The 24,665-nt window shown below is 70.1% G+C and carries 22 protein-coding genes; 12 read left to right on the top strand and 10 right to left on the bottom strand.

Features of this window, described 5'->3' with window-relative positions:
* Positions 1-5 precede the first annotated feature (5 nt).
* From ACEU5R_RS09580 to ACEU5R_RS09560, 5 genes are read right to left on the bottom strand one after another with little or no spacing between them, the layout of a single operon-like run.
* On the bottom strand, positions 6-1,616 hold the full coding sequence (locus ACEU5R_RS09580; protein WP_392409972.1) for an efflux transporter outer membrane subunit: 1,611 nt from the start codon (positions 1,614-1,616) through the stop codon (positions 6-8).
* A gap of 14 nt (positions 1,617-1,630) precedes the next feature.
* Entirely contained in the window at positions 1,631-2,746 is a 1,116-nt protein-coding gene (locus ACEU5R_RS09575; protein WP_392409971.1) for an ABC transporter permease, read from the bottom strand.
* A 3-nt stretch (positions 2,747-2,749) separates the two neighbouring features.
* On the bottom strand, positions 2,750-3,886 hold the full coding sequence (locus tag ACEU5R_RS09570) for an ABC transporter permease (RefSeq protein ID WP_392409970.1): 1,137 nt from the start codon (positions 3,884-3,886) through the stop codon (positions 2,750-2,752).
* Positions 3,883-5,664, bottom strand: a complete 1,782-nt coding sequence (locus ACEU5R_RS09565) for an ATP-binding cassette domain-containing protein (RefSeq protein ID WP_392409969.1) — start codon at positions 5,662-5,664, stop codon at positions 3,883-3,885. The genes ACEU5R_RS09570 and ACEU5R_RS09565 overlap by 4 nt, the downstream gene beginning before the upstream one ends.
* Entirely contained in the window at positions 5,661-6,662 is a 1,002-nt protein-coding gene (locus tag ACEU5R_RS09560) for an HlyD family efflux transporter periplasmic adaptor subunit (protein ID WP_392409968.1), read from the bottom strand. The genes ACEU5R_RS09565 and ACEU5R_RS09560 overlap by 4 nt, the downstream gene beginning before the upstream one ends.
* 151 nt (positions 6,663-6,813) lie before the next feature.
* On the opposite strand from ACEU5R_RS09560, the gene ACEU5R_RS09555 reads away from it, so the two are divergent.
* Positions 6,814-7,491 carry a TetR/AcrR family transcriptional regulator gene (locus ACEU5R_RS09555; protein WP_392409967.1) on the top strand — a complete coding sequence of 226 codons (678 nt, stop codon included), beginning with the start codon at positions 6,814-6,816 and terminating at the stop codon, positions 7,489-7,491.
* Positions 7,492-7,563: 72 nt separating this feature from the next.
* On the opposite strand, the gene ACEU5R_RS09550 is transcribed toward ACEU5R_RS09555, so the two are convergent.
* A complete protein-coding gene (locus tag ACEU5R_RS09550; protein ID WP_392409966.1) occupies positions 7,564-8,193 on the bottom strand; it encodes a dihydrofolate reductase family protein in 630 nt (209 codons plus the stop codon).
* Positions 8,194-8,454: 261 nt separating this feature from the next.
* On the opposite strand from ACEU5R_RS09550, the gene ACEU5R_RS09545 reads away from it, so the two are divergent.
* The 3 genes from ACEU5R_RS09545 (at position 8,455) to ACEU5R_RS09535 (ending at position 10,644) form a co-directional block, all read left to right on the top strand.
* Positions 8,455-8,613 (top strand): hypothetical protein, encoded by a 159-nt coding sequence (locus ACEU5R_RS09545; RefSeq protein WP_392409965.1) that lies wholly within the window; start codon positions 8,455-8,457, stop codon positions 8,611-8,613.
* A gap of 32 nt (positions 8,614-8,645) precedes the next feature.
* On the top strand, positions 8,646-9,989 hold the full coding sequence (locus tag ACEU5R_RS09540) for an adenylate cyclase (protein ID WP_392409964.1): 1,344 nt from the start codon (positions 8,646-8,648) through the stop codon (positions 9,987-9,989).
* Between the two features lie 115 nt (positions 9,990-10,104).
* Positions 10,105-10,644, top strand: coding sequence for a peroxiredoxin (locus ACEU5R_RS09535; RefSeq protein WP_103274135.1), 540 nt, complete (start codon positions 10,105-10,107; stop codon positions 10,642-10,644).
* A 43-nt stretch (positions 10,645-10,687) separates the two neighbouring features.
* On the opposite strand, the gene ACEU5R_RS09530 is transcribed toward ACEU5R_RS09535, so the two are convergent.
* Positions 10,688-12,136, bottom strand: coding sequence for a CoA transferase (locus ACEU5R_RS09530; protein ID WP_392409963.1), 1,449 nt, complete (start codon positions 12,134-12,136; stop codon positions 10,688-10,690).
* Positions 12,137-12,406: 270 nt separating this feature from the next.
* Here ACEU5R_RS09530 and phrB point away from each other — a divergent pair, with 270 nt between their 5' ends.
* The 4 genes from phrB to ACEU5R_RS09510 all read left to right on the top strand — a co-directional run bounded on the left by phrB (position 12,407) and on the right by ACEU5R_RS09510 (position 16,954).
* Complete coding sequence (gene phrB / locus ACEU5R_RS09525; protein WP_392409962.1) at positions 12,407-13,825, top strand: deoxyribodipyrimidine photo-lyase; 1,419 nt, start codon at positions 12,407-12,409, stop codon at positions 13,823-13,825.
* 234 nt (positions 13,826-14,059) lie between these two features.
* Positions 14,060-15,742 (top strand): PAS domain-containing methyl-accepting chemotaxis protein, encoded by a 1,683-nt coding sequence (locus ACEU5R_RS09520; protein WP_103274132.1) that lies wholly within the window; start codon positions 14,060-14,062, stop codon positions 15,740-15,742.
* A gap of 60 nt (positions 15,743-15,802) precedes the next feature.
* Positions 15,803-16,291, top strand: a complete 489-nt coding sequence (locus tag ACEU5R_RS09515) for a type III secretion system chaperone (protein ID WP_392409961.1) — start codon at positions 15,803-15,805, stop codon at positions 16,289-16,291.
* A 15-nt stretch (positions 16,292-16,306) separates the two neighbouring features.
* Positions 16,307-16,954 (top strand): hypothetical protein, encoded by a 648-nt coding sequence (locus ACEU5R_RS09510; RefSeq protein ID WP_392409960.1) that lies wholly within the window; start codon positions 16,307-16,309, stop codon positions 16,952-16,954.
* Here the strand turns inward: ACEU5R_RS09510 and ACEU5R_RS09505 are convergent.
* Positions 16,951-17,271, bottom strand: coding sequence for a hypothetical protein (locus ACEU5R_RS09505; RefSeq protein ID WP_103274129.1), 321 nt, complete (start codon positions 17,269-17,271; stop codon positions 16,951-16,953). The genes ACEU5R_RS09510 and ACEU5R_RS09505 overlap by 4 nt on opposite strands.
* A gap of 242 nt (positions 17,272-17,513) precedes the next feature.
* Between ACEU5R_RS09505 and ACEU5R_RS09500 the strand changes: the two genes are divergently transcribed.
* The 4 genes from ACEU5R_RS09500 to ACEU5R_RS09485 all read left to right on the top strand — a co-directional run bounded on the left by ACEU5R_RS09500 (position 17,514) and on the right by ACEU5R_RS09485 (position 22,206).
* Positions 17,514-19,094, top strand: a complete 1,581-nt coding sequence (locus ACEU5R_RS09500; RefSeq protein WP_392409959.1) for a DUF1800 domain-containing protein — start codon at positions 17,514-17,516, stop codon at positions 19,092-19,094.
* Positions 19,095-19,137: 43 nt separating this feature from the next.
* Positions 19,138-20,337 (top strand): DUF1501 domain-containing protein, encoded by a 1,200-nt coding sequence (locus tag ACEU5R_RS09495; protein ID WP_392409958.1) that lies wholly within the window; start codon positions 19,138-19,140, stop codon positions 20,335-20,337.
* 159 nt (positions 20,338-20,496) lie between these two features.
* The gene (locus ACEU5R_RS09490; protein ID WP_392409957.1) at positions 20,497-21,699 is read left to right on the top strand and encodes an MFS transporter; all 1,203 of its coding nucleotides are present in this window, start codon (positions 20,497-20,499) and stop codon (positions 21,697-21,699) included.
* 12 nt (positions 21,700-21,711) lie between these two features.
* Positions 21,712-22,206 (top strand): glutathione peroxidase, encoded by a 495-nt coding sequence (locus ACEU5R_RS09485; protein ID WP_392409956.1) that lies wholly within the window; start codon positions 21,712-21,714, stop codon positions 22,204-22,206.
* A gap of 39 nt (positions 22,207-22,245) precedes the next feature.
* On the opposite strand, the gene ACEU5R_RS09480 is transcribed toward ACEU5R_RS09485, so the two are convergent.
* Together ACEU5R_RS09480 and ACEU5R_RS09475 are read right to left on the bottom strand one after the other, a co-directional pair.
* On the bottom strand, positions 22,246-23,040 hold the full coding sequence (locus ACEU5R_RS09480) for a carbon-nitrogen hydrolase family protein (RefSeq protein WP_392409955.1): 795 nt from the start codon (positions 23,038-23,040) through the stop codon (positions 22,246-22,248).
* Positions 23,037-24,533: a purine-cytosine permease family protein gene (locus ACEU5R_RS09475; RefSeq protein WP_392409954.1), complete on the bottom strand. Its 1,497-nt coding sequence runs from the start codon at positions 24,531-24,533 to the stop codon at positions 23,037-23,039. Before ACEU5R_RS09475 ends, ACEU5R_RS09480 begins: the two co-directional genes overlap by 4 nt.
* Positions 24,534-24,665: the final 132 nt, after the last annotated feature.

The following is a 24,665-nucleotide window of genomic DNA, read 5'->3' as shown; positions in this document are numbered from 1 at the left end:
GCACACTAGGGCTGGGCGGACGCCGGCGACGCGTCGGGCGGCGCGCTGCCGACGGCCTCGTCGCGCGGCACATTGCCGATGGCCTTGTTGACCGTCACATAGCGCGTGGCCAGCCGCCCTACACTGGCGGCCAGGTCGCGCCGCGCCTGCAGATAGCGCCGCTGGCTGTCCAGCGCCACGGTGTAGTCCACCGCCCCGCCCTCGTAGCGCGCCAGCGCCAGCTTGCAGGCGTCGCCGGCGCTGCGCGCGCGCTCGGCCAGCTGCCGGGCCTGCTGGCGTTCGGCCGTGTAGGCGTTGAGCGCGTCGTCGATCTCCTGCCAGGCCTTGAGCACGGTCTGCTGAAAATCGACCGCCGCTTCCTGCTGCTCCAGCTTGCGCAGTTCCACCACGCTCTTGCGGCGGCCATGGTCGAACAGCGGCAGGCTCAGGCTGGGGCCGATGGACCAGGCCCGGCTGCCCCAGTCCGAGAACTCGCCGCTCAGGTACGACTCCAGGCCCAGATGCGCGCCCAGGCGGATGCTGGGATACAGGTCGGCCAGGGCCACGCCGATGTTGGCGGTGGCGCGGTGCAGCCTGGCTTCGGCGGCGCGGATGTCGGGCCGGTGCCGGGCGACCTCGGAAGGCAGGCCCAACGCCAGGTCGGGCAAGGCCGGCGCGCCGGTGGCGGTGCTCTTGCCCGCGCCTTTGCCCCTGTCCATGTTGATGCCCGCGCCCGTCTCCTGATCCGCCAGCTCGTCGCGCAATGCCCCCGGCCGCTCGCCCAACAGCAGCGCGATCTGGTTGATGCTGGCCGCCGCCTGCGCCAGCAGCGGCGGCAGTTGCGCGCGGGTATCGGCCAAGTCGGCGCGCTGCTGCTCCAGGTCCAGCTGGCCCACCGTGCCGCCCCGGGCGCGCGCCGCCAGGATACGCATGCGGTCTTCCAGCGCGGCGATGTCCTCGCGCGCCAGCCGGATCTGGCGCTGGGCGGTGCGCAGTTCGAAGTAGTTGCGCGCCAGGTCGCTGGCCAGCGTCAGCCGGGCCAGGTCCAGCAGCGCGGCCTGGCGGACTACGTCGGCGTCCGCCCCCTCGATGGAGCGGCGCACGCGGCCCCACAGGTCCAGTTCCCAGGACGCGTCGAAGCCGGCCTGATATAGCGTGAAAGGCTCGCTCAGGGCCTTGGCCAGCGTCTCGCGGTCGCCGCCGATGGCGTCGATCATGCGGGTGCCGGCGCCGTACTCGCTCTGCCGCTGGCGCGTGATGCCGCCGCTGGCGTCGATCTCCGGCGCGCGCTGCGCGGCGACGACGCCGCGCTGGACCCGCGCCTGCGCATAGCGCAGCGCCGCGGTGCGCAGGTCGGGACTGGCGGCGACGGCGCGCTGCTGCAACTGGTTCAGCACGGGGTCGCCGAACGCCAGCCACCATTGCGAGGGCAACGCCGGCGTGGCCGCCAGCGGCGCGCGCAGCGCGTCGTCGGCGCTGCGCCAGCTGTTCCAGTCGTCGGGCGCCGCCGTCTCGGGCCGCGTGAAATCCGGCCCCACGGCGCAGCCGGCCAGCGCGAGCGCCAGCGCGCAGGCGGTCAGAACGAGACGCGGGGAACACGGAAAAACGCGCCGAAAAGAATGGGATGAATCGGACATGGCGATACTCGATGTCAGGACATGCGGTTGCGGAACAGCCACGCGGCCAGGGGCAGCGTCACGGCGGCCAGCAGCAGCAAGGGAATGAAGTCGACGCCGATCTCGCGCCAGCCCGCGCCTTCCAGGTAGACGCCGCGCACGATGTTCATGCCGAAGCGCAGCGGATTGACGTAGGTGGCGAGCTGCAACGCCTCGGGCATATTGCGCACGGGCGTGAGCAGGCCGGACAGCAGCATCAGCGGCATGATCACCAGGAAGGTGTAGAGCATGGCCTGCTGCATGCTGTTCGACAGCGCGGAAATCGACAGCCCCACGCCGACCACGGCGATGTTGAAGCTGAGCAGCCCGAAGTACAGCAGCCACACCGAGCCGTTCATCGGTATTTGGAACCAGAAGCGGATGATCAGGAAGATGATGGTGGACTGGATCAGCCCCACCAGGATGGCCGGCAGCGCCTTGCCGATCAGGATCTGCATGGGCGTGAGCGGCGTGACCAGCAGCTGGTCGAAGGTGCCCTGCTCGCGCTCGCGCGCCACCGACAGCGCGGCCAGCAGCAGGGTCTGCAGCATGCTCAGCGCGGCGATCAGGCCGGGCATCAGGGTCCAGCGCGATTCCAGGTTGGGGTTGTACCAGGCGCGCCGTTCCACGGCCACGCCCGGGGCCTGGGCGCCGTGCCGCGCGTTGAAGTCGGCCACGATGGACGCCAGGTAGCCGCCGGCGACGCCGGCGGTCGAGGAATTGCGGCCGTCCAGGATGACTTGCAGCGGCGCGCGCTGCCCGGCCGCCAGCCTGTCCTGGAAGTCGGCGGGAATGCTGATCACCATCAGCGCCTTGCCGGCGTCGATCTGGCTCGCGATCTGGTCGGACGAGGTCAGCGTGGCCGCGCGCGTGAAGACGCCGGCGCCGTCCAGCCGCGCCAGCAGTTCGGTCGATGCCGCGCTACGGCTCTGGTCCAGCACCGCGTAGGGCGCGTGGTTCAGGTCGTAGGTGGCGCCGTAGCCGAACAGCAGCGCCTGCATCAGCGCCGGCGCGAACAGGATGACGCGGCTGGACGGCTCCTTGATGATGGCCAGCAGTTCCTTCAGGATCAGCGCGCCGATCTGGGCCAGGGTTGCGATGAGGGCAGGCATGGATCAGTCCAGTTTCTTCTTCAGCGTGCGCCGGGTCGCCCAGGCCAGCGCCAGCGCGTAGCCGCACAGGATGGCCGAGCTGCGCAGGATGGTGGGCCAGTCGTTGCCGGCCAGGAACAGCGTCTTGATCAGGCCCATGAAGTGCGTGGCGGGCAGCACGTAGCTCACGGCCCGCACGACCGCCGGCACGTTGCGCAGGTCGAACACGAAGCCGGACAGCATCATCGCCGGCATGAAGCTGGTCAGCAGCGCGATCTGGCTGGCCTGGAACTGGTTGCGCGTGACGCCCGAGATGAACAGCCCCAGCAGCAGCGAGACGGTCAGGTACAGCATCGAGCCCAGGAAGATGATGAGCAGCGAGCCGCGCATCGGCACCTCGAACAGGAAGCGCGCCGCCAGCAGGCACAGCAGCAGATCAATGGCGCCGATGGCCAGGTACGGCGCCAGCTTGGCCAGCACCAGCTCGCCCGGACGCACCGGCGTCACGAACAGCGATTCCAGCGTGCCGCGCTCCCACTCGCGGGCGATCAGCAGCGAGGTCAGGAAGGCGCCGATCAGGGTCAGCACCAGCACCAGCAGGCCGGGCACCAGGTACCAGGTGCTGATGCCCGCCTCGTTGAACCACATGCGCTGCACCACCTCGACGCCGGCGCCGGCCGGCTTGCCGCCGGCGCGCTCGGCCTGGCGCTGGGACCAGAGGCCGATGGCGCCGCCGACATAGCCTTCCAGCGTCTGCGCGGTGGTGGAGTTGCTGCCGTTCAGCACCAGCTGCACGCGCGCGCCGCCGCCCTGCCCCGCCGCCAGGCGGCGCGAGAAATCCGGCGGCACGCGCACGATGGCGTCGACCTCGCCCGCGCGCAGGCGCGCCTCGGCCTCGGGCATGTTGGCGCTCCAGGACGGCGCCAGGTAGGCCGTGCCCCACAGCCCCTGGACCGCCTCGCGCGCGCCGGGCGAGGCGTCTTCCATGACCACGGCCAGCGGCGCGTGCTTGACGTCGAACGACAGGCCGTAGCCGAACAGCAGGATCAGCGCGGCGGGCAGCAGCAGGCCCACGGCCATGTTGCTCTTGTCGCGCAGCATCTGCCGCACTTCCTTGCGCAGCAGCGCCAGGAAGCGGCGCGGGAATCCGGACCCGCTCATGCCTGGCCTCCGGCGGCGCGGGCGCGGCCCTGTTCGACGATGGCGATGAAGGCGCTGTTCATGTCGGCCGCGCCCGCGCCGCCGGCCTGGGCGCGCACCGCCCGCGGCGTGCCCAGGGCCAGCATGCGGCCCGCGTCCTGGATGGCGATGCGGTCGCAGTATTCCGCCTCTTCCATGAAGTGCGTGGTGATGACGATGGTGACGCCGCTTTGCGCCAGCGCGGTGATGGCGCGCCAGAACGCACGCCGCGCCAGCGGGTCGATGCCGCTGGTCGGTTCGTCCAGGAACAGGATCTCCGGCTCGTGCAGCAGGCCGACCGCCATGGCCAGGCGCTGCTTGTAGCCGCCGGGCAGCAGGCCGCTGACCGCCCGGGGGTCCAGGCCGAACTGGTCCACCATCGCGGCCACGCGCTGGCGCCGGGCCTGGCCGCGCAGGCCGTAGGCACCGCCGAAGAATTCCAGGTTCTCGCGCACGGTCAGGTTGCCGTACAGCGCGAACTTCTGCGACACATAGCCGATGCGCCCGCGCGCCTGGGCGCGGGCCGTGCGCAGGTTCAGGCCCGCCACTTCCAGATGGCCGCTGGTGGCGGGCAGCAGCCCGCACAGCATGCGGAAGGTGGTGGTCTTGCCGGCGCCGTTCGGCCCCAACAGGCCAAAGATCTCGCCGCGCGCCACCTCGAACGAGGTGCTGGCCACGGCGGTGAAATCGCCGAAGCGGCGCACCAGGTCGCGCACCACGATCACCGGGCCGTCGCCGCCGTTCCTGGCGGGCGCGGTGGCCTGCGCCATGTCGTCCGCCCGGCCGTGCGCCATACGCGGCGCGGACGCGCAGGCATCCTGGTGCTGGCGCAGCATCATCATGAACGCGTCTTCCAGCTCTTCCGGCCGCGCCTGGTGCGCGACGCCGCCCAGCAGCGCGTCCAGCGCGCGCGGATCCGCGTCCGGCTGGCGGATGTAGCGCACCGCGCCGCCCTTGGGCACCGCGTCCACGATCAGCGCGTCGGCGTCGATCAGGCGCGCCTGCAAATCGCGCGCGGGCGTGTCCGGCGGCGGCGTGGCGGTAAAGGTCAGGCCGCGCGCGCGCGCCGTCAGGCGGGCCGGCGCGCCTTCGGCCAGCAGGCGGCCCTGGTGCATGACGAAGACCTGGGCGCAGCGCTCGGCCTCGTCCATGTAGGCGGTGCTGACGATCACGCTCAGGTTCTCGTCGTCGATCAGCTGCTGCACGATCTTCCACAGGTCGCGCCGCGACAGCGGATCGACGCCCACGCTGGGCTCGTCCAGCAGCAGCAGGTCCGGCGAGCGCACCAGCGTGCAGGCCAGCCCCAGCTTCTGTTTCATGCCGCCGGACAGCTTGCCGGCCGGGCGGCCGCTGAAGCGCGCCAGGTCGGTCATCTCCAGCAGGCGGGCATAGCGTTCGCGGCGCGCCGCCTGCGGCACGCCGTGCAGGTCGGCGTACAGGTCCAGGTTCTCCTGCACGCTCAGATCCTCGTACAGGCCGAAGCGCTGCGGCATGTAGCTGATGCGGTCCTGCACCGCCTGCGGGTCGCGCGTCACGTCGATGTCCAGCACCCGCAGCGCGCCGTCGTCCGGCCTGAGCAGCCCGGCCAGCATGCGCAGCAGCGTGGTCTTGCCGGCGCCGTCCGGGCCGACCAGCGCGGTCAGCTCGCCCGGCCTTATGCGCAGCGACACGTCGTCGACCGCCCGCAGCGGGCCGCCGCCGGGCGCTTCGAAGGTCTTGCGCAGGCGCTCGGCGACCACCGTGGCGCTGGCCTCGTTCATTGCGCGGCGTCCGCGGCCATGCGCACCGTGGCCGGCTGCCCCAGGCGCAGCGCATCTTGCGGGTCGTCGACCCGCACGCGCACTTCATAGACCAGGCTGGTGCGCAGCTCCTCGGTCTGGACCGCCTTGGGCGTGAACTCGGCCACCGACGAGATGTAGCCGACCTTGCCGGCGATGGGCTTGTCGGGCTGGCTGTCGGTCTGGACCCGCGCCGCCATGCCCGGCTTGACCTTGCCCAGGTCGGCCTCGCCCACGTAGATGCGAACCCACTTGGGCTGCGCCAGCGCCAGCGCGTAGACCGGCCGCTGCGGCGTGGCCATGTCGCCCGGCTCCAGCAGGCGCGAGCGCACCACGGCGTCGGCGGGCGCTTTCAGTTCGCCCTGCGAGATCTGGTGCCGCAGCAGCGCCAGCTGGGCCTGCGTGGCCTGCAACTGGGCCTCGGCGCCAGCGATGTCTTCCTTGCGTGGGCCTGCCTCGGCCAGGCGCAGCGCTTCGCGCTGTTCGTCCGCCTGGGCCTGGGCCACCTGCGCGGCGCTGCGGGCGCGGTCCATGTCCTGGGCGCTGACGCCGCGCCCTTGCGTGTTGGCGGCGATGCCGCGCAGCCGCGCCAGGTCCTGCTGGGCACGCGCCGCGTCGGCCTGCGCGGCGACGAGCCGGCTGCGCGCCTGGGCGATTTCCTCGGGACGCGAGCCGTTGCGCAGGCGCAGCAGCGTCTGTTGCTGCGCGTCCATCTGCGCCCGCGCCTGATCGGCCTGCAGCGCCAGCGTGCGCGTGTCCAGCACGGCCAGCACGGCGCCGGCCCGCACGCGGTCGCCCTCTTCGGCGCGCAGTTCCTGCACGCGGCCATTGCCGTCGAAGGCCAGCGAGATCTGACGGATGTCCACGTTGCCGTAGTAGACGAGATCGCCGCCGCTGTCGCGCTGGCTGTAGCGCCAGCCGCCCCAGGCGGCAAGCGACAGGGCCGCGACGGCGGCGATGAGGATGATGGGCTTTTTCATGGTGGGGATTCCCGGGGGGCCGGGCGGTGGCGGGCGGTTCGCGTTCGGCGTTGGGGTCGGGTCGACGAATAAATTCTAAATTTAAATTGAATTTAAAGTCAACGTCGCGCAAAATTGCGGCGTACCCCAACACAGCAGGAATTCAGGATTCATGAAGAAGGCAGCCCGCGCGCCACGCCCTGACGGCGAAGCGACCCGCGCACGGATACTCGAGGCGGCCGGCGAACTGTTCGCCGCCCATGGTTACGCCGAAGCCGCCAGCAAGGCCATCGCCGCGCGCGCCGAGGTGGACCTGGCCTCGATCAACTATCACTTCGGCAGCCGCAGCGGGCTTTACCAGGCCGTGCTGGCCGAGGCGCACCGCCGCCTGATGGACGTGGCCGACCTGCAGCGGCTGGCGCAAAGCCGGCTGGCCGCGACGGACAAGCTGCGCGCGGTGATCGGCCATCTGGTCGGGAACGCGCTGAGCGGCGCGGAGAACTGGCACATCAGCGTGCTGACGGCGGAAATACTCGCGCCCTCCTCCCATATCCAGGTGCTGTTCGAGTCCGAAATCCCGCGGAAGATCGCGGTGGTCATGGCCATCGCCAGCGACATCAGCGGCATTCCCCAGGACGATCCCGCGCTGCAACGCTGCCTGCTCAGCGTCATCGCGCCCTGCCTGTTGCTGCAGATCGGCCGGCGCGGCGTTCCCGGGCCGGTGCAGGCGATGCTGCGAATGCCCGCCGAGACGCTGGTGGACCACCTGAGCCGCTTCGCGATCGCCGGGCTGGAAGCCATCGGCCGCGACTACGCCGACAGCGCGCCCACCCGCCGCAAGAAGAAATAGCCGCGGATGCGGGCGACGATCCTGACTCAGAGCTGAATATTTGCTCGCATCAGCGCCGATACGGATGCATCGTCAGGCGACGGTATCGAACGACCCCGTGCGCGGCGGCTGCCCCTCGCGCAGATAGCGCGTCAGCAACACGCCGCCCGACGTGCTGCCCGCGTGCGCCAGCCTGAACGCCGACGGCTGCGCATCATCGCCGAACATGCGCCGGCCGCGTCCGAACATGACCGGATAGACCAGCAGCCACAGATCGTCCACCAGGCCCGCCGCCAGCAGCTGGCGCACCATGTCGCTGCTACCGAAGGTCAGCAGGTCGGGGCCGTCCTGGCGCTGCAGCGCGCGCACCGCGTCGACCAGATCGCCCCGTAGCGCCTGGCTGCCGCGCCAGGGCAACGCCTCGGGCCGGTGCGTGGCCACATGCTTGGTCGCGCCGTTCAGGCGGTCAGCCAGATGGCGGGTGGGTGAATCGGCCGGTATATGCGGCCAGTGGCCCGCGAAGATGTCATAGGTCCGGCGGCCCAGCAGCAGCTCGAACGGAGCCGCCATCAGGTTCCGCACATGGCCGCCGATGATCTCGTCGGCATATGGCACCATCCAGCCGCCATAGGGGAAGCCGCCGCTGGTGTCTTCCTGCGGTCCGCCGGGAGCCTGGACCACGCCGTCCAGGCTGATGAAAGTCGAAACGACGAGCTTGCGCATGCTGTTCTCCGGTTGGCGGGCCCGACGGGCCCTCTGTCACGACGAATCAACGGCCCTGGAATCGACACAAGGTCACAAATAACGCCTTCCGCGCACACCCGGCAACGCCCGACACCGCCCGTCACCAGCCCGCAAACATCGGTCACGCGAAAGCTGTTTCGGAACGATTACAGCGCTGAACGCCGGCCGCGCGCGCCAGCCTAACTCCTGCGAGCGCAAAAAAGGCGTCGACCGCGCCGGGCGCTCGCCAGGAGCCGCAACATGAAAAGGACCCTATTGCTATCGCTGGCGCTCGCCAGCATGTTGTCAGGATGCGTGGTGGTGCCGGCGCGGCCGGCGTACTACTACCATCCTGGCTACTACCACCCGGGCTACTACTATCCGGCCTATCCGGCCTATCCGCACTACTATTACCGCTGACGGTCCCCATCCCCGCCGAGCCAGGAAATGCCATGAACGCCATGCAAAGAATCAGGCTCTTCCAACCGCTGGCCGCGTTGGCCGCGCTGACCGTCAGCGCCGCCGCCCTGGCCCAGGCCTATCCGCCGCCAGCGGCGCCCCCGGCCCCGGCCGCCCCCGCCTATGACGCGTCGGATCCCGCCAACGCCAATCTGGCGCCGGTGGACCGCAGCCCCACCCCGCCGCCGCCCCTGCCCGTCTACACCCAGCCGCCGCCGCCCGCCGACGGCTATATCTGGGTGCCCGGCTACTGGAGCCTGAACCGCAACGGCTATTTCTGGGTGCCGGGCGCCTGGGTGCTGGCGCCATACACCGGCGCGCTGTGGACGCCGGGCTACTGGGGTTTCGTGGACGGCATCTATCTGTGGCACGCCGGCTACTGGGGGCCGCACATCGGCTTCTACGGCGGCATCAACTACGGCTTCGGTTATATCGGCATCGGTTTCGTGGGCGGCTACTGGGATCACGACCGCTACTTCTACAACCGTGCCGTGACCAATGTGAACGTCACCCACATCACCAATGTGTATACGCACAATGTGGTGGTCAACAACATCGACAACCGCCGCATCAGCTACAACGGCGGTCCGAACGGCATCCGGCGCATGGCCGACCCGCGCGAGGCCGCCGCGCGCAACGAAGCCCACATTCCGCCCACCGCCGCGCAGCGCAACTTCGCGCGCTCGGCGGGCGCCGACCGTGGGCAGTTCTTCCAGCACAACCAGGGCCGCCCGCCGCAGGCCTTCGTGGACCATGGCCCGGCGCCGGGCGCGGGACCGCGTCCCGGCGGCGCGCCGAATGCCGGCCCGGGACAGCGCCCCATGGGCGGGCCGAATGCTGGAGGGCCGAATGCTGGAGGGCCGAATGCGGGCGGGCCGAATCGAGGCGGACCGAACCCCGGCGCGCCGCAAGCCGGCCGGCCCAATCCGGCCGGCCTGAACGCCGCCGGCTTCAACCAGGGGCCCGCCGCCCCTGCGCAGCGCCCAGGCGGCAACGGCCAGCCAGGCCAGCACAACAACGATCGCCCCGCGCAGGGACCGACGGCCTCGCCCAATCCCCGGCCGCAGTTCCAGGCGCCGGCGGCCGCCCCGCAAGCCCAGGGCGCGCCCGGGGCATCGCCGCGCATGCAGCGGCCCGAGCACGGCCCCGACAATCTGGCGCAACCCGTGCGCCACGATCGCCCGCAGCCGGCGCGCGTCGAAGCCCCCCGTCCGCCGCCCGCGCGCATGGAAGCGCCCCGTCCGCAGCCGGCGGCCAGCGCGCCGCATCCATCCAGGCCGCCGGAACAACGGCACGGCGAGGAACGCGGCGGCGGCGAACGGCGCGGCAGGGAGTAAGCCCCGTCCGGCTTCGCGGCCAGGCGCTGGACCCTGGCCGCGCGCGACGCTACAGTGACTCCGGCTCGCCGTGCTCGACGCGCCCCTTCCTTACATCCTGCTTCCGGAGTTCGCCATGAATCGCCTCGTCGCCCGCCTGCTGCTTTGCGGCTTGCTCGCCAGCCCCGCCGTCCACGCCGCGCTGCCCGCCGGCGCGCCCGCGCCGGACTTCAGCACGCAGGCCTCGCTGGGCGGGCAGGTCTATGCCTTCAAGCTGAACGAGGCGCTCAAGCAAGGGCCGGTGGTGCTGTATTTCTTCCCCGCCGCTTTCACGCAGGGCTGCACGATCGAGGCGCACAACTTCGCCGAGGCGACCGATGAATACAAGGCGCTGGGCGCGACGGTGATCGGCGTGTCCACCGACAACATCGACACACTGAACAAGTTCTCGGTCAGCGAATGCCGGGGCAAGTTCGCCGTGGCCGCCGATGGCGACGGCAAGATCATGAAATCCTACGACGCGGTGCACGACCGCCGGCCCGAGATGGCCCAGCGCGTGTCCTATGTGATTTCGCCGGCCGGCAAGGTGCTGTATTCGTACACCGACATGAGTCCCGAACACCATGTCGCCAACACGCTGCGCGCGTTGCGTGAGTGGAAGGCCGGCAAGCTCTGAGCGCATCTGGCCGCCGCAAGGCAAGCGGCGGCGTGCGGTCAGGCTAGGCCCAGGGCCAGACCGTGGGATGCGTGCCCGGCGGACAGGACGGCCGGGTCCAACGCGCCGGCGTCCGCGAGAACTGCGCGGCGTGGCGCAAGGCGACCAGTTCGCCGAAGCCCGACGCTTCCGTTTGCAGGTAGGCATCGATGGCCGGCATGGGCGTGACCAGCCCGCCCTCGATGCGACCCAGGCCGCGCAGCCAGTGCGCGGTCTGCGCCAGCGACACGCGCACATGCCAGCTGCCGCCCTCGGTGGCCTGACGCGCCAGCGCGGCCTGCGCGGCGAAGGCCATCAGATAGCCGGAAGCGTGGTCCAGGATCTGCATGGGCAGCGGCTTGGGCGTCGGCTGCCCGGCGGCCTGGGCCTCGGCATGATTGAAGCCGGACGCGGTCTGCACCAATGAGTCGAAGCCCCTGCGCCTGGCCCAGGGGCCATGTTCGCCGTAGGCCGACAGCGACACATAGACGATGCCCGGCCGGATGCGCGCCGCGTCCTGCGGGCCGAAGCCCTGCGCCGCCATGGCGCCGGGCCGGTAGCCCTGCACGAACACATGCGCGCTGCGCAGCAGGTTGCCCAGCGCGATGCGGCCATCGGCCGTGTCCAGGTCGGCGAACACGGACAGCTTGCCCCGGCTGGTGTCGATGATGTTGTCGATGTTCGGCAGATTCGGGGAATTCACCAGCATCACGTCGGCGCCATAGGCGGCCAGCGCGCGGCCGCAGACCGGGCCGGCGATGATGCGGGTCAGGTCCAGCACGCGGATGTCCGTGAGCGGGCGCGGATCCTGACCATACTTGGGCAAGGGACGCGGATCGGCCTCGCCGATGCGTTCCAGCGTGAACAGCGGCTGCGCGGCGACGGCCTGCCCTTGCGGATGATGATCCCATTCGTCGAAGCTGCGCATCGCGGCGACCACCATGCCGGCGTCGGCGGCGGCCTGTTCGAAATCGACGGCGGTCCAGCGCGCCAGCGCCCGCTCGACGGCCGCGCGGGTCGTGCCTTCTCCCGGCGGGCAGCCCAGCAGGGCCAGCGCGCCGTCGCGGTGGTGGGGGAAGTTTGCGTGGATGCGGACCCAGCCGCCGTCGCCGCAGCGATAGGCGCCCGTGATCGGGTCGAACGGATCGAGCGTGACGCCGTTGATACGGAAGTAGCTGCGGCATTCCTGGGCCGCGTGCAGCATGTCGACGCTGACCTGCTGACGCGCGCCGCCGCGCAGATGCCAGATCTCGGCGGCGGCCAGCGCGGCGGCAGCCATGCTGGTTTGCGCCGCCTGTCCGACGACGAAGGACGAAGGCAGGACGGGATCGGCGCCGGTCAGCGACACCTGCGCCAACGCTTCATCGGGCATGCCGGCCGCTTGCCAGAGCGCCTGCAGGACATTGCGCGATGTGCTGCCGGAGGAGGAGCGTCCCTTCAGGAAGGACGGGCGGAGGTCCATCAGATTTCCCATGGCGTCAGTCATCTTGCGGTGGTCGTCGTTCCGATTACATTGCCCAAGGTCAGGTCCGTCAATACGCGAACGGCGCGAGCGTGTTTCATGGTTTGACCAGATACCGCCGCCCGCGTGCATCGCGCCCGATCGGCCGGTCACATCTGCTCGTAGTTTTTACATCGGCTGCCAGGCCGCCGCGCTGGCGGCGAACCGAAGCGCGCGCGGGATAGAATGCCAGCCTTGCCGCGGACCGGCATGAACCCACGCCCCTACGCCCTGGAACGTCCCATGCATACGCTGTTCTGGCTGCGCACCGATCTGCGCGCGCACGACAATCCCGCCCTGGCCGCCGCCGCGCGTGACGGCACGGTCACAGCGCTGTTCCTCGCAGCGCCCGGACAATGGAAACTGCATGGCGACGCGCCGGCCAAGGTCGACTTCTGGCTGCGCAACCTGCATGCGCTGTCGCGCGACCTGCAGGCCCTGGGCATCCCCCTGAAGCTGTTGACGGTGAACGACTGGCGCGAGGCGCCGGATGCCATCGCGCGCTTCTGCGCGAACCACGGCATCGCGCGGGTCCACGCCAACGCGGAGTGGGGCCTGAACGAACGCCGCCGCGATGAAGCCGTGGCCGCCGCGCTGGGCGAAGCCGACGTGGAATGGACCCTGCACCAGGGCGGCACGCTGCTGCCGCCGGGCTCGGTGCTGACCGGCAAGGGCGAGTGCTACCGCGTCTACACGCCCTATGCGCGCGCCTGCCGCGAGAAGCTGCGCAGCGCGCCGCTGGCGGCAGTCGCCGCGCCCCGTCCGCAGACGCCGCCGGCCTGGAGCGCGGACGCGCTGCCGAACCGCTTCGACGGCTTCGACCCGCCTTCGGACGCGGTGCGCGCGCTCTGGCCCGCCGGCGAGGATGCCGCCGGCGAGCGGCTGGCCGGCTTTGTCGACGAGGCCATCGAGTCCTACCAGGGCGACCGCGACTTCCCGTCGCGACCCGGCACGAGTTGCCTGTCGCCCTATCTGGCCGCCGGCGTGCTGTCGGCCGGCCAGGCGCTGCGCGCGGCGCAGGCGGCGAACCTGGGCGAGCTGGACAGCGGCAAGGCCGGCATCGCCACCTGGATCAATGAACTGCTGTGGCGCGAGTTCTACCAGCACCTGCTGGCCGCCTATCCCGAGCTGTCGATGCACCGGCCCATGAAGCCGGAAACCGCCCACGTGCCGTGGCGCGACGCGCCCGAGGACCTGCTCGCCTGGCAGGAAGGCAGGACCGGCATCCCCATCGTCGACGCCGCCATGCGCCAGCTGCTGGCGCTGGGCTGGATGCACAACCGGCTGCGCATGGTGACGGCGATGTTCCTGTCAAAAAACCTGCTGATCGACTGGCGCCTGGGCGAAGCCTGGTTCATGGCGCATCTGGTGGACGGCGACCTGGCCGCCAACAACGGCGGCTGGCAATGGAGCGCGTCCACCGGCGCCGACGCGGTGCCCTACTTCCGCGTGTTCAATCCGCTGTCGCAATCGCGCAAGTTCGATCCGGACGGCGTGTTCCTGCGCGAATGGCTGCCCGAGCTGGCGCACCTGCCCGGCGACGCCATCCACGACCCCAGCCCGATGGAGCGCGCGGCCGCCGGCTACCCCGCGCCCATCGTGGACCTGGCCGGCAGCCGGCTGCGCGCGCTGGAAGCGTTCGGCAATCTGCCGCGCGCCTGAACCGGCGGGCATCGCGCGCCGGTTCCAGGGTCCGAGGCGCGCCAATACCGCGCCGCCGGGACGCGCCCCTTGCCGCGCACCCAAAGCCGACCATCACATCACGCCGCGCCTCGCTCCGCGCATTTACGTTTTGCATAATTTTCAAATATCTTGACCTAAATCAAGATCGCCCTGGCGTCCGTCCCCGATGATCCGGCTGCAACTCGCCAACGCCCATCACAGGACGACAGACGCATGCGCAACAACCAGCCGGTGTACGACCAGGAATACACGCTGCACGATGAGCAGTATCTGATTTCCCGCACGGATGCGCGCGGCCGCATCATCTACGCCAACCCGGCGTTCGTTGAGGTCAGCGGTTTCTCGCGCGAAGAGCTGGTGGGCTCGGCCCACAACATCGTGCGCCATCCCGACATGCCGGAAGAGGCCTTCGCCGACCTCTGGCGCACCATCCAGCGCGGCGATTCGTGGACCGGCGTGGTCAAGAACCGGCGCAAGGACGGCGGCTATTACTGGGTGCTGGCCAACGTCACGCCCATCATGGAGCGCGGCGAGACCATCTGCTACGCCTCGGTGCGCGTCAAGCCCACGCGCGAGCAGGTCGAGGCCGCCGAGGCGGTCTATGCGCGGCTGCGCAGCGGCGCGCGCGGCGTTCGCCTGAGCGCGGGCCAGCCCAAGCCCACCGGGCTGCGCGGCCTGCTGGCGCGGCTGATGCTGTGGCGCCTGACGGGCGTGCGCTCGCGCATGCTGGCCTGGGCCTGCCTGGCCTGCGCGCTGTTCCTGGGCGCGTCCGGCGTGGCCATCGCCGCGCTGTATGACAGCATGGACACGCGCGAGCTGGCCGCCGCCGGCGCGCTGCTGGCCGCCGGCGTGGCGCTGATCTTCGCCTCGGGGTGGGGCTTCGCGCGCTCCATCACCGGCCTGCTGGTCACGGCCACCGATTTCACCCGGCAGATCGCGGCGGGCAATCTCAGCACGCCGCTGCCGCCGGCCAGCCTGCGCGACGAGATCGGCGCGCTGAAGTTCTCGCTGGAAGTGATGCGCAAGAGCCTGGTCAGCATCACCCGCGACGTGCACCAGGGCATCGAGAGCGCGCTGCATTCGGCCGCCGAGATCGCCGACGGCAACGCCGACCTGTCGGCGCACACGCAGCGCCAGGCGGCCTCGCTGGAAGAAGCGGCCGCCAGCATGGCGCAGCTGGCGTCCACCGTGAAGCAGAACGCGTCCAGCGCCTTCGAGGCCGACCAGAAGGCCGGCCAGGCCACCGACGTGGCGCGGCGCGGCGGCGAGGTGGTGGGCGACGCGGTCCAGGCCATGCAGGGCATCGTGCAGAGCACGTCGCGGATTTCGGAGATCGTCGGCATCATCGACGGCATCGCCTTCCAGACCAACATCCTGGCGCTCAATGCCGCCGTGGAGGCCGCCCGGGCCGGCGGCGCCGGCAAGGGTTTCGCGGTGGTGGCGGCCGAGGTGCGCAGCCTGGCGCAGAAAAGCGGCACGGCGGCGCGCGAGATCAAGGAACTGATCGAGACATCCAACCAGCGGGTGGCCGAAGGCGTGCGCCACGTGGAGCGCGCCGGCGACGCCATGCTGGACATCGAGACATCCGTGAAGCAGGTGACGCAGATCGTCAACGAGATCGCCGCCATCTCGTCCGAGCAGCACACCGGCATCGACAACGTCAGCCGCACCATTTCCGAGACCGACACCGCGGCGCAGCGCAACGCGGCGCGGGTGGAACAGGCCAGCCTGGCGGTGGACAATCTGCGCACGCGCGGCGCGCACTTGCGCCATGCCATCGAGGTGTTCAGGGTTGCCGGCGCCCAGGGCGCCATGCCCAGGCGTCCCATTGCGCAGGCCGAGCCCCTGCCCTCGCCGCGCAGGCAGATTCCGCTGCTGGAACGGCAGCTGCCCTGAAAACAGGCGGGAACCTTCGCCCGCCGCCCGTTACCCACGCTCTTTACCCCGGAGCGTGACATGCAAGCCAACGCCGCCACCGAGCTGAGGGACTGGATCGGGCAGATCGAATCCGCGCTGGGAGTCATCATCAGCGCCACCGACGAAGGGGCGTTCAGCCTGTATACGCGCGGCGACCGCGCCATCTTGATCGAGCCGGTGCGCGGGCAGCTGGCATTGGTGCTGACGGGCGCCTTGTCGGAAACCGACGAGACCATGTCCGCCAACCTGTTCCGGGCCTTGCTCGCGGCCAACGTGGTGCCCGGCATGGCCTATCCCAGCAGCATCGGGCTGCATCCTGCGGAACAGACCCTGATACTGCGCCTGCTGTGGGCGCCGGCGCAGGACGATTGGCGGGGCGAGGCCTTTCTTGAGCTGCTTGCGGCCTTTGGCATGCAGGTCGATGCGCTGGCCGGCGCCATCGCCAGCCGCCAGATCGAGAGCCTGCTCGCGCAGGCGGAAGATCTGCCTGAGCCGGCCTTGTCTGACGAAGTCCAGCAGTTCATTTGATCGGGGAAACGCGATATGAGCACGCCGTTCAACAATATAGGCGCCAGCCTCATCCCCGTGTTCAATACCCACGCCAGCGCGACCGAATCGCAGCGCGGCGCGGGCGACGCGCAAAAGACGCTCAGCGATTCGGCCAGCGCAATGAATGCGGTCGGCGAAACGTTCGTGCAGAAGGACACGCCGAAACATCTCTTCGGCCTCGTGCAGCGCCAGCTCGGCATCGGCAGCGCCACGCTCGGCTTCGTCAAGGGCTGCCAGGAAGGAGACGCGGGCGCCGTGATCTCCTCTGGCTCCACCCTGGCCAGCGGAATCGTCAAGGGTCCGCTGACGGACGCAATGAAAGAGACGCTGGATGTGTCCACGCCCAAGAAGCCGCCGGGCATCAAGTTCGGCCTGATCGCCGACTCGGTGGAAATGATCGTGGATATCGGCAAGGGCGTGCAACAGAACGACCTGAAGCAGGTCGCGCTGAGCAGCGTGAAACTGGGCGCGCACGTGCTGACCAAGGGCAGCCCGTTCGCCATGCTGACGCTGAACCTGGGCATGGATGCCGTCGACACCATCGCGAAGGATCCGCAGGGCTATTCACGCTATCTCAACCAGACGCGGCAGCTGGCGCGCGCGGGCGCGACGCTCGACGACGCGTTCCGCGGCCCGGTCTAGGCTTGCTTGTCCAGCCGCTTCATGAAGACCTGCAGTTCCTTCACCACCTGCTGGTCGCCGCGCGCCCGCGCCGCTTCCAGGCCGGACTCCCAGGCCGCGCGCGCGCCGGCCTTGTCGCCCTGCCCCAGGCAGGCCTTGCCCAGCCACTTCCAGGCCACCGAATAGTCGGGATCGAATTCCAGCGCCACGCGCAGATGCCTTTCGGCGTCGCCGTAGCAGTCCTGCTCGGCGTAGGCCTTGCCCAGCGAGAAGCGCAGCAGCATGTTGTCCGTACCCTTGGCCAGCATGGCCTCCAGGCGTTCGGTCATTCCTTGCATGGTCGGGCTCCTTGTGCGTGCGGCGGTGGCGTCAGCGACATCATAGGCGGGCGGCGCGGATAAATCGGCAATGGCCCCGCTTGATACAGGGATAGCGCGTCGGCCGGACAGCCCTGCCCGCGCCCTGCCGGCCCGGCGACAACCATCCGTTTCCGTGCGTTTCAAGTCGCGGCGAAACGGGAATGTCCGGGCGATGATCGCGTCATATGCTTGATCGCGCGCCCTTTTCCTGGTGTCCGTCCATGCCCATCTTGCACCGCCGCATTCTGCCGTGTCTTGCCCCCCTCCTGCTGCTGCCGCTGGCGGCCGCCGCGCTGGCCCAGCCGCCGGCGGCGGACCCGGCGCGCGAGGCCGCGCTGGTCAACCGCATCACCTGGGGCGCCACGCCGGCCGAGCTGGCCCGCATCCGCGAACTGGGGCCGGAGCGCTATCTCCAGGCCCAACTGCACCCCGCCCCCGGCGCCGCCCTGCCGCCCGAGGTCCAGCGGCGCATCGACGCCCTGCCGATCTCGCGGCAGTCGGACGAGGATGCGCAGGCCGAACAGCGCCGGCTGCGCCAGGACGCCAAGGACCAGACGCCCGACGCCCGGGTCCAGGCGCAGCGGGACGCGCGCGTGATCGCCCGCGACCGCGCCGACGCCACGGCCGACCGCGCGGTCTGGCGCGCGTTGTACTCGCCCAACCAGCTGCAGGAGCAGATGACCTGGTTCTGGATGAACCACTTCAACGTCTACGCCCCCAAGGGCGACGTGGGCGCCTTCATCGGCAGCTATGAAGACCGCGCCATCCGGGCGCACGCGCTCGGTAAGTTCCGCGACCTGCTGGCCGCGACCATCCGCTCGCCGGCCATGCTGCTGTACCTGGACAATGCGCAGAACGCGGCCGGCAAGATCAACGAGAACTATGCGCGCGAGCTGATGGAGCTGCACACGCTGGGCGTGAAAGGCGGCTATACGCAGGCGGACGTGCAGGAGCTGGCGCGCATCCTCACCGGCCTGGGCATCGGCCGGCCCGACGAGCCGCCCAAGCTGCGGCCCGAGCTGCGCGCGCAGGTGGTGCAGGACGGGCTGTTCCTGTTCAATCCGGCGCGCCACGACTACGGCGACAAGCAGTTCCTGGGCCACCGCATCGCCGGCGCCGGCCTGGCAGAAGTCGACCAGGCCGTGGATCTGCTGGCGCGCCATCCGGCCACCGCCCATTTCATCAGCGCCAAGCTGGCGGCCTATTTCCTGGGCGACGCGCCGCCGCCCGCGCTGGTCGACAGGATGGCGCGCACCTTCCTGGCCAGCGACGGCGACATCGCCGCCGTGCTGCAGACGCTGTACGCCTCGCCCGAATTCGCGCGCTCGCTGGACGCCGGCGTGTTCAAGGACCCGGTGCACTATGTGTATTCGTCGCTGCGGCTGGCCTATGCCGGCATGCCGACCATCGTCAATCCCCGGCCCGCGCTGAACCTGCTGCGCCAGCTCGGCCAGCCGCTGAACCAGCGCCTCACGCCCGACGGCTACCCGCTGGCGCAATCGGACTGGGCCGGCCCCGGCCAGATGACGGCGCGCTTCGAGACGGCGCGCGCGATCGCCGCGGCGCCGCCGAACTTCTACCGCGATCCCGCCGAGAACCCGCAGCAGCAGCAGCAGCAGCAGCAGCAGCAGCAGACGCCGCAGCCGCCCTCGCCGCGCCTGCCCGACCTGCTCAAGGCCTATGCCGGCACCGGGCTGTTCGACCGGCTGTCGCCCGACACGCGCCAGGCGCTGGCGCAGGCCGCCAATCCGCGCGACGTCAATACCTACCTACTGGCCTCGCCGGAATTCATGCGGCGCTAGTCCCCGCCCGCACAACACGGCCCCGTCCGCCCCGGAGATCCTCATGCACCGTCGCCGCCTGCTCCAACTCATGGCCGCCGCCCCCTTCGCGCTGGGCGCCGGCCGCCTCTACGCCGCGCCGGCCGCGCGGGACAACCGGCTGCTGGTCGTATTCATGCGCGGCGCCTACGACGCAGCCAGCCTGCTGGTGCCGGCCGCCAGCGACTTCTATTACGAGTCGCGGCCCACCATCGCCATCCCCCGCCCCGGCAGCGGCGCCGACGCCGCGCTGCCGCTGGCCGACGGCTGGGCGCTGCATCCCGCGCTGGCCGCCAGCCTGATGCCGTTCTACCAGCGGCGCGAGCTGGCCTTCCTGCCCTTTGCCGGCACCGAGGACACCAGCCGCAGCCACTTCGAGACGCAGAACCGCATCGAACTGGGACAGGGGCTGGACAAGGGCGGCGCCGGCTACGGCTCTGGCTTTCTGAACCGGCTGGCGGGCGTGCTGGGCGATGAGCGCGGACAGGCCGCCGCCTTCACCGTCGACGTGCCGCAGATCTGCAGGGGCGCGGCCCACGTGCCCAACGTGGACCTGGGCGGCGCCAGCCGCCAGTCGCGGCTGAACGACAAGGACAACCAGGCCATCGCGTCCATGTACCGGCGCACCGAGCTGAACGCGACCGTGGCCGAGGGCCAGCGCATCATGAGCGCGGCGCGCCAGGAAATGGATGCGGAGATGCAGGCCGCCAACGGCAACGCGGTGTCGGCCGACAGGCTCGAACAGGAGGCGCGGCGCATCGCCCGCTTCATGCGCGACCAGTACAACCTGGGCTTCGTCGACGTGGGCGGCTGGGACACCCATGTGGGCCAGGGCGGCGCCAGCGGCGCGCTGGCCACGCGGCTGGGCCAGCTGGGACGCGCGCTGGCGGCCTACGCCGACGCCATGGGCGATGCCTGGAAGCGGACCACGGTGGTGGTCATCAGCGAATTCGGCCGCACCTTCCGCGAGAACGGCAACAAGGGCACCGACCATGGCCACGGCACCGTGTACTGGGTGATGGGCGGCGCGGTGCGCGGCGGGCGCATCGCCGGCCGCCAGGTCGAGGTGCGCCGCGACACCCTGTTCCAGGACCGCGACTACCCGGTGCTGAACGAGTACCGCGCCGTCTTCGCCGGCCTGTTCGCGCGCCTGTACGGACTGGACGCGGCGCGGCTGGGGCAGGTGTTTCCGGGCGTGCGGCCGCTGGACCTGAAACTGGTCTGAACGCGGGCGCAAGCCCGCCAGCCCGGCCGGGACAAAGGCTGATTTCCACGATGCCGACAGGGCATTGCTCGCGACGCGGCGACGCCTTGTTCTAGAATTCGTGGGTTTCCCATGCCGCCAGGCCCCTTTCCCAGGGCCGCGCCCTTCCCGGCTCTTTCCATGCCCTTGCACCTCATCGCGCTGGCCGCCGCCGCTTTCGGCATCGGCACCAGCGAATTCGTCATCATGGGCCTGCTGCCCGACGTGGCCGCCGACCTGGGCGTGTCGATCGACATCGCCGGCCTCTTGATCACCGGCTACGCCATGGGCGTGGTGATCGGCGCGCCCATCATGGCCATCATCACCGCCCGGCTGCCGCGCAAGACCACGCTGATCGGGCTGGCCAGCACCTTCGTGATCGGCAACCTGCTGTGCGCGCTGGCGCCCGGCTACGCCACGTTGATGGCGGCGCGCGTGTTCACGGCCTTCTGCCACGGCGCCTTCTTCGGCATCGGCGCGGTGGTGGCCGCCGACCTGGTGCCGCGCAACCAGCGCTCCAGCGCCATCGCGCTGATGTTCACCGGCCTGACGCTGGCCAATGTGCTGGGCGTGCCGCTGGGCACGGCGCTGGGCCAGGCCGCCGGCTGGCGCTCGACCTTCTGGGTGGTCAGCGGCATCGGCCTGCTCGCGGTGGCGGCGCTGGCGGCCTGGCTGCCGGCCCGCATCCCGATGCAGCCCGGCAACATCCTGCGCGAATTCAAGGTGCTGCGCGATCCGCGCGTGCTATGGCCGCTGGCCGCCAGCGTGCTGGCCTCGGCCGCCCTGTTCTGCGTGCTGACCTATATCGCGCCGCTGCTGCGCGACGTGACCGGCGTGTCCGAGCGCGGCGTCACCGGCGTGCTGCTGCTGTTCGGCGTGGCGCTGACCGTGGGCAGCACGCTGGGCGGCCGGCTGGGCGACCGCAACCTGGAATTCTGGCTGACGCGCATGTTCGCGGGGCTGGTGCTGGTGTTCCTGGCGCTGTCGCAGGCGGTGCACGCGCTGGCGCCCATGCTGGCGCTGGTGTTCGTCTGGGGCACGCTGGGCTTCGCGCTGGTGCCGCTGCTGCAGACGCTGATCGTGGACCAGGCGGCCGAAGCGCCCAACCTGGCGTCCACGCTGAACCAGGGCGCGTTCAACCTGGGCAACGCCGGCGGCGCCTGGCTGGGCAGCATGGCGCTGGGCAGCGGCCTGCCGCTGACCGGCCTGCCCTGGATGTCCGCCGCCATCGCCATGGCGGCGCTGCTGCTGACGCTGTGGGGCACCCGCCGCCACGGCCGCCGCGCGGCTACACTGGCCGGACAAGCCGGCGGCGAAGCCCTGCCGCTGCGCTCGAACGCCTGACCAGGAGTCCCCATGAGCACGATCTACGATTTCTCCGCCCGCGGCATCGACGGCACCGAGCAAGCGTTGGACCAGTATCGAGGCCGCGTGCTGCTGGTCGTGAACGTGGCGTCCAAGTGCGGTTTCACGCCGCAGTACGCCGGCCTGGAAACGCTGTACCAGGCGCACCGCAACGCCGGCCTGACGGTGCTGGGCTTTCCCTGCGACCAGTTCGGCCACCAGGAGCCGGGCTCCGAGGAAGAGATCCGCGCCTTCTGCTCCACCAAGTACGACGTCAGCTTCCCGCTGCACGCCAAGATCGAGGTCAACGGCGCCAACGCGCACCCGCTGTACCGCTGGCTCAAGGGCGAGAAGCCCGGCGTCTTCGGCACCGAGGGCATCAAGTGGAACTTCACCAAATTCCTGGTGGGCCGCGATGGCCAGGTGATCCGGCGATACGCGCCCACGGACACGCCGGCCGGGATCGAGAAGGACATCCTGCGGGCGCTGGCCGCGCCGGCGGGCTGAGATCGCCAGATCCTCGACGCAAGCCGGCCAGAGCCGGCGTCAGCCGCGTCTGGCGGGATCGAGCGCGATGGCGGCAAGGTCCACATACCGGAACTCGGACCGGGCCCGGTCGACCGCGTCCATGTCCAGCGTGACGGTCAGGGCCTGCGGCTGCTCCGTGCTGGCGATCGCGAGCACGCGCCCGAACGGATCGGCCACCTGGCTTTCGCCGCTGAACGTGTACCGGTCGCCCGCGCCCACCCGATTGGCCATGAGCACATAGACCTGGTTTTCCAGGGCCCGGACCGGAACGACGCGACGGTGCACATGCCCATGGGGCTTCATCATGCCGTCCAGCACGAGGATGATTTCAGCGCCCTTGTTCGCCAGCATGCGCGCGGTCTCAGGGAATTCGATGTCGAAGCAGATCAGCAGGCCCACGCGGATGCCGTTCCAGCGGCATACGGGAAACTCGGCGCCGGGCTTGAACACCCCAAGGTCGGACTCATAAAGGTGCGTCTTGCGGTAGCTGAGAAGCAGCCCGCCCTCGTGATCGATCAGCACGGCGGTATTGTAGAAACGCTCGCCGTCGCGTTCGGCCAGCCCGATCGCCACGCTGACGCCGGCCTGCCGGGCGGCGTCCCGCAGCGCGGAAAGGGATGGCCCATCCAGCGGCTCCGCCAGCCGGGCCACGTTCTGCGGCGTGGGAAAGCCCGGGATGTATGTTTCGGAGAAGACCACCAGATCCACCTGACCGGCGCACTGCGCGATGAGGGCGAGCGCCTGATTCAGATTGGCGGCGACGTCGCCATCGCCCAGGGTCGACTGGATCAGACGGATGCGAGGCCCGTTCATTGCTCGATCTCCGCGATGTGTTGGGCCATCGACGCCAGGTCGCTGTCGCGGATGCCCGCGATGACGCGCTCTTCCGCGCGCAGGTCGATGGAACGACCCAGCGCGAGGTAGACCGATCCGGCGACGAGCAGGCCGACCAGCCAGGCGATATCCACGCCGTGCATCCGTTGCGCGACATACCCCACGAAAATGGCCTGCCCCGACGCGGCATCGACGATATGGAAGAACGGCACCATGCTGGCGAAGCCGATCAGATAGGCGGCGATGCCGCGCGCCTGCCAGGCGCCATAGATGCCCTTCGGCGTGAAGAAATGCGGGATCGCATAGCGTCCCTTGCGGACCAGGAAATAGTCGACCAGGTTCACCGCCGTCCAGGGCACCAGGAAATAAAGCAGCAGCACGAGGAACGTGCTCAGCAGCGCGATGCCATTGCCCCGGGCCAGCAGCGCGCAGGCAAGCAGGACGCCGCTGATGGCCAGTACCGCCGCAACGCGCGCGCCTCGGGTCGGCCGGATCCTGCGGAACGAATCCACGGCGGTCAACAGCGTCAGCATCGCGCTGTAGGTGTTCAGCGCGATCACCGGCAGGAAGCCCGCCACCGACACGATGACGAAAACCCGGCCCAGGCCGGGATACAGGGCCGAGCCCACATCATTCAACGCCACCAGGGCATCCGACGCTTGCAGCCGTTGCGCGAGCCAGGCGCCCAGGCCGATCATCCAGGCGCCGGACAGCGACGCCCCCAGGAAAATCGCGGCGATCAGCCTTGCCCGGCGGGTATCCCGGGGCAGATAGCGCGAGTAGTCGGACACGTAGGGCGCATACGAGATGTTGTAGCTGGCGCTGATCGCGAACTGCGTCAGGAACGCCACCCAGCTGAATCCGGGATACGCCGGCGCGGCCGCCGGGCCGTGGCCGACGCCCAGGGCCAGCGCGACGGTCGCCAGCGCATACAGCGGCAGCGTGGCCATCAGCGCCCACTTGAATGCGCGGTGCATCAGGTCGTGCCCGTAGATCGCCAGCAGGCCGCCCGCGACGACGACGGCGATCGCCACGGCGGCGGGATCCAGTCCGAAGACCAGATTCAGGCCGCCCATGATGAGCGAGACGTTGACCACATTGAAGCCGACGAATACGAACAGCGTGGCCGCCAGCGCCAGCGCGACGCCTCGGTAGCCGAACTGCGCGCGCGACTGGATCATCTGCGGCAGCCCCATCTCCGGCCCCTGCGATCCATGGAATGCCATGAAGACCGTGCCGAACATGACGCCCAGCGCGCCGGCAAGCGCGGTCCACGCCGCCGACAGCCCCATGCCCGGCCCGACGAAGCCGATCGAGATCGTGAAGAAGTGGAGATTTCCCAGAAACCAGAACGGCCCCTGGCTGCGCAGCTTTGCGTGCCGCTCGTGCCCGGGAATGTAGTCGATCGATCGGCTTTCTATCCCGCGCCCCGATTCCGGGCCGGCGAGGCTCGCGCTGTGTGGTGCATCCATGTTGGGCAATGTCCTGGCCAGGAAGCGCTCTGACCGGGCTCGCCGACGATTCGGTTTGCAGGCAGAGGTCAGTGGTCGGCATTACCCTAGGCCCATCGCAACGGACAGGCCATGGGATATTTTCGAATTCAC

Origin of the sequence: Achromobacter sp. 413638 (genome assembly GCF_043119405.1) — a bacterium.
Classification (GTDB): Bacteria; Pseudomonadota; Gammaproteobacteria; order Burkholderiales; family Burkholderiaceae_B; genus Achromobacter.
The sequence above is the reverse complement of the archived record's forward strand: the minus strand, read 5'-3'. Positions and strand labels throughout refer to the sequence as shown.

Coding starts and splice junctions, on each gene's coding strand:
- ACEU5R_RS09580 (WP_392409972.1), bottom strand. CDS start 1,616: ATGTCCGATTCATCCCATTCTTTTCGGCGCGTTTTTCCGTGTTCCCCG.
- ACEU5R_RS09575 (WP_392409971.1), bottom strand. CDS start 2,746: ATGCCTGCCCTCATCGCAACCCTGGCCCAGATCGGCGCGCTGATCCTG.
- ACEU5R_RS09570 (WP_392409970.1), bottom strand. CDS start 3,886: ATGAGCGGGTCCGGATTCCCGCGCCGCTTCCTGGCGCTGCTGCGCAAG.
- ACEU5R_RS09565 (WP_392409969.1), bottom strand. CDS start 5,664: ATGAACGAGGCCAGCGCCACGGTGGTCGCCGAGCGCCTGCGCAAGACC.
- ACEU5R_RS09560 (WP_392409968.1), bottom strand. CDS start 6,662: ATGAAAAAGCCCATCATCCTCATCGCCGCCGTCGCGGCCCTGTCGCTT.
- ACEU5R_RS09555 (WP_392409967.1), top strand. CDS start 6,814: ATGAAGAAGGCAGCCCGCGCGCCACGCCCTGACGGCGAAGCGACCCGC.
- ACEU5R_RS09550 (WP_392409966.1), bottom strand. CDS start 8,193: ATGCGCAAGCTCGTCGTTTCGACTTTCATCAGCCTGGACGGCGTGGTC.
- ACEU5R_RS09545 (WP_392409965.1), top strand. CDS start 8,455: ATGAAAAGGACCCTATTGCTATCGCTGGCGCTCGCCAGCATGTTGTCA.
- ACEU5R_RS09540 (WP_392409964.1), top strand. CDS start 8,646: ATGAACGCCATGCAAAGAATCAGGCTCTTCCAACCGCTGGCCGCGTTG.
- ACEU5R_RS09535 (WP_103274135.1), top strand. CDS start 10,105: ATGAATCGCCTCGTCGCCCGCCTGCTGCTTTGCGGCTTGCTCGCCAGC.
- ACEU5R_RS09530 (WP_392409963.1), bottom strand. CDS start 12,136: ATGGGAAATCTGATGGACCTCCGCCCGTCCTTCCTGAAGGGACGCTCC.
- phrB (WP_392409962.1), top strand. CDS start 12,407: ATGCATACGCTGTTCTGGCTGCGCACCGATCTGCGCGCGCACGACAAT.
- ACEU5R_RS09520 (WP_103274132.1), top strand. CDS start 14,060: ATGCGCAACAACCAGCCGGTGTACGACCAGGAATACACGCTGCACGAT.
- ACEU5R_RS09515 (WP_392409961.1), top strand. CDS start 15,803: ATGCAAGCCAACGCCGCCACCGAGCTGAGGGACTGGATCGGGCAGATC.
- ACEU5R_RS09510 (WP_392409960.1), top strand. CDS start 16,307: ATGAGCACGCCGTTCAACAATATAGGCGCCAGCCTCATCCCCGTGTTC.
- ACEU5R_RS09505 (WP_103274129.1), bottom strand. CDS start 17,271: ATGCAAGGAATGACCGAACGCCTGGAGGCCATGCTGGCCAAGGGTACG.
- ACEU5R_RS09500 (WP_392409959.1), top strand. CDS start 17,514: ATGCCCATCTTGCACCGCCGCATTCTGCCGTGTCTTGCCCCCCTCCTG.
- ACEU5R_RS09495 (WP_392409958.1), top strand. CDS start 19,138: ATGCACCGTCGCCGCCTGCTCCAACTCATGGCCGCCGCCCCCTTCGCG.
- ACEU5R_RS09490 (WP_392409957.1), top strand. CDS start 20,497: ATGCCCTTGCACCTCATCGCGCTGGCCGCCGCCGCTTTCGGCATCGGC.
- ACEU5R_RS09485 (WP_392409956.1), top strand. CDS start 21,712: ATGAGCACGATCTACGATTTCTCCGCCCGCGGCATCGACGGCACCGAG.
- ACEU5R_RS09480 (WP_392409955.1), bottom strand. CDS start 23,040: ATGAACGGGCCTCGCATCCGTCTGATCCAGTCGACCCTGGGCGATGGC.
- ACEU5R_RS09475 (WP_392409954.1), bottom strand. CDS start 24,533: ATGGATGCACCACACAGCGCGAGCCTCGCCGGCCCGGAATCGGGGCGC.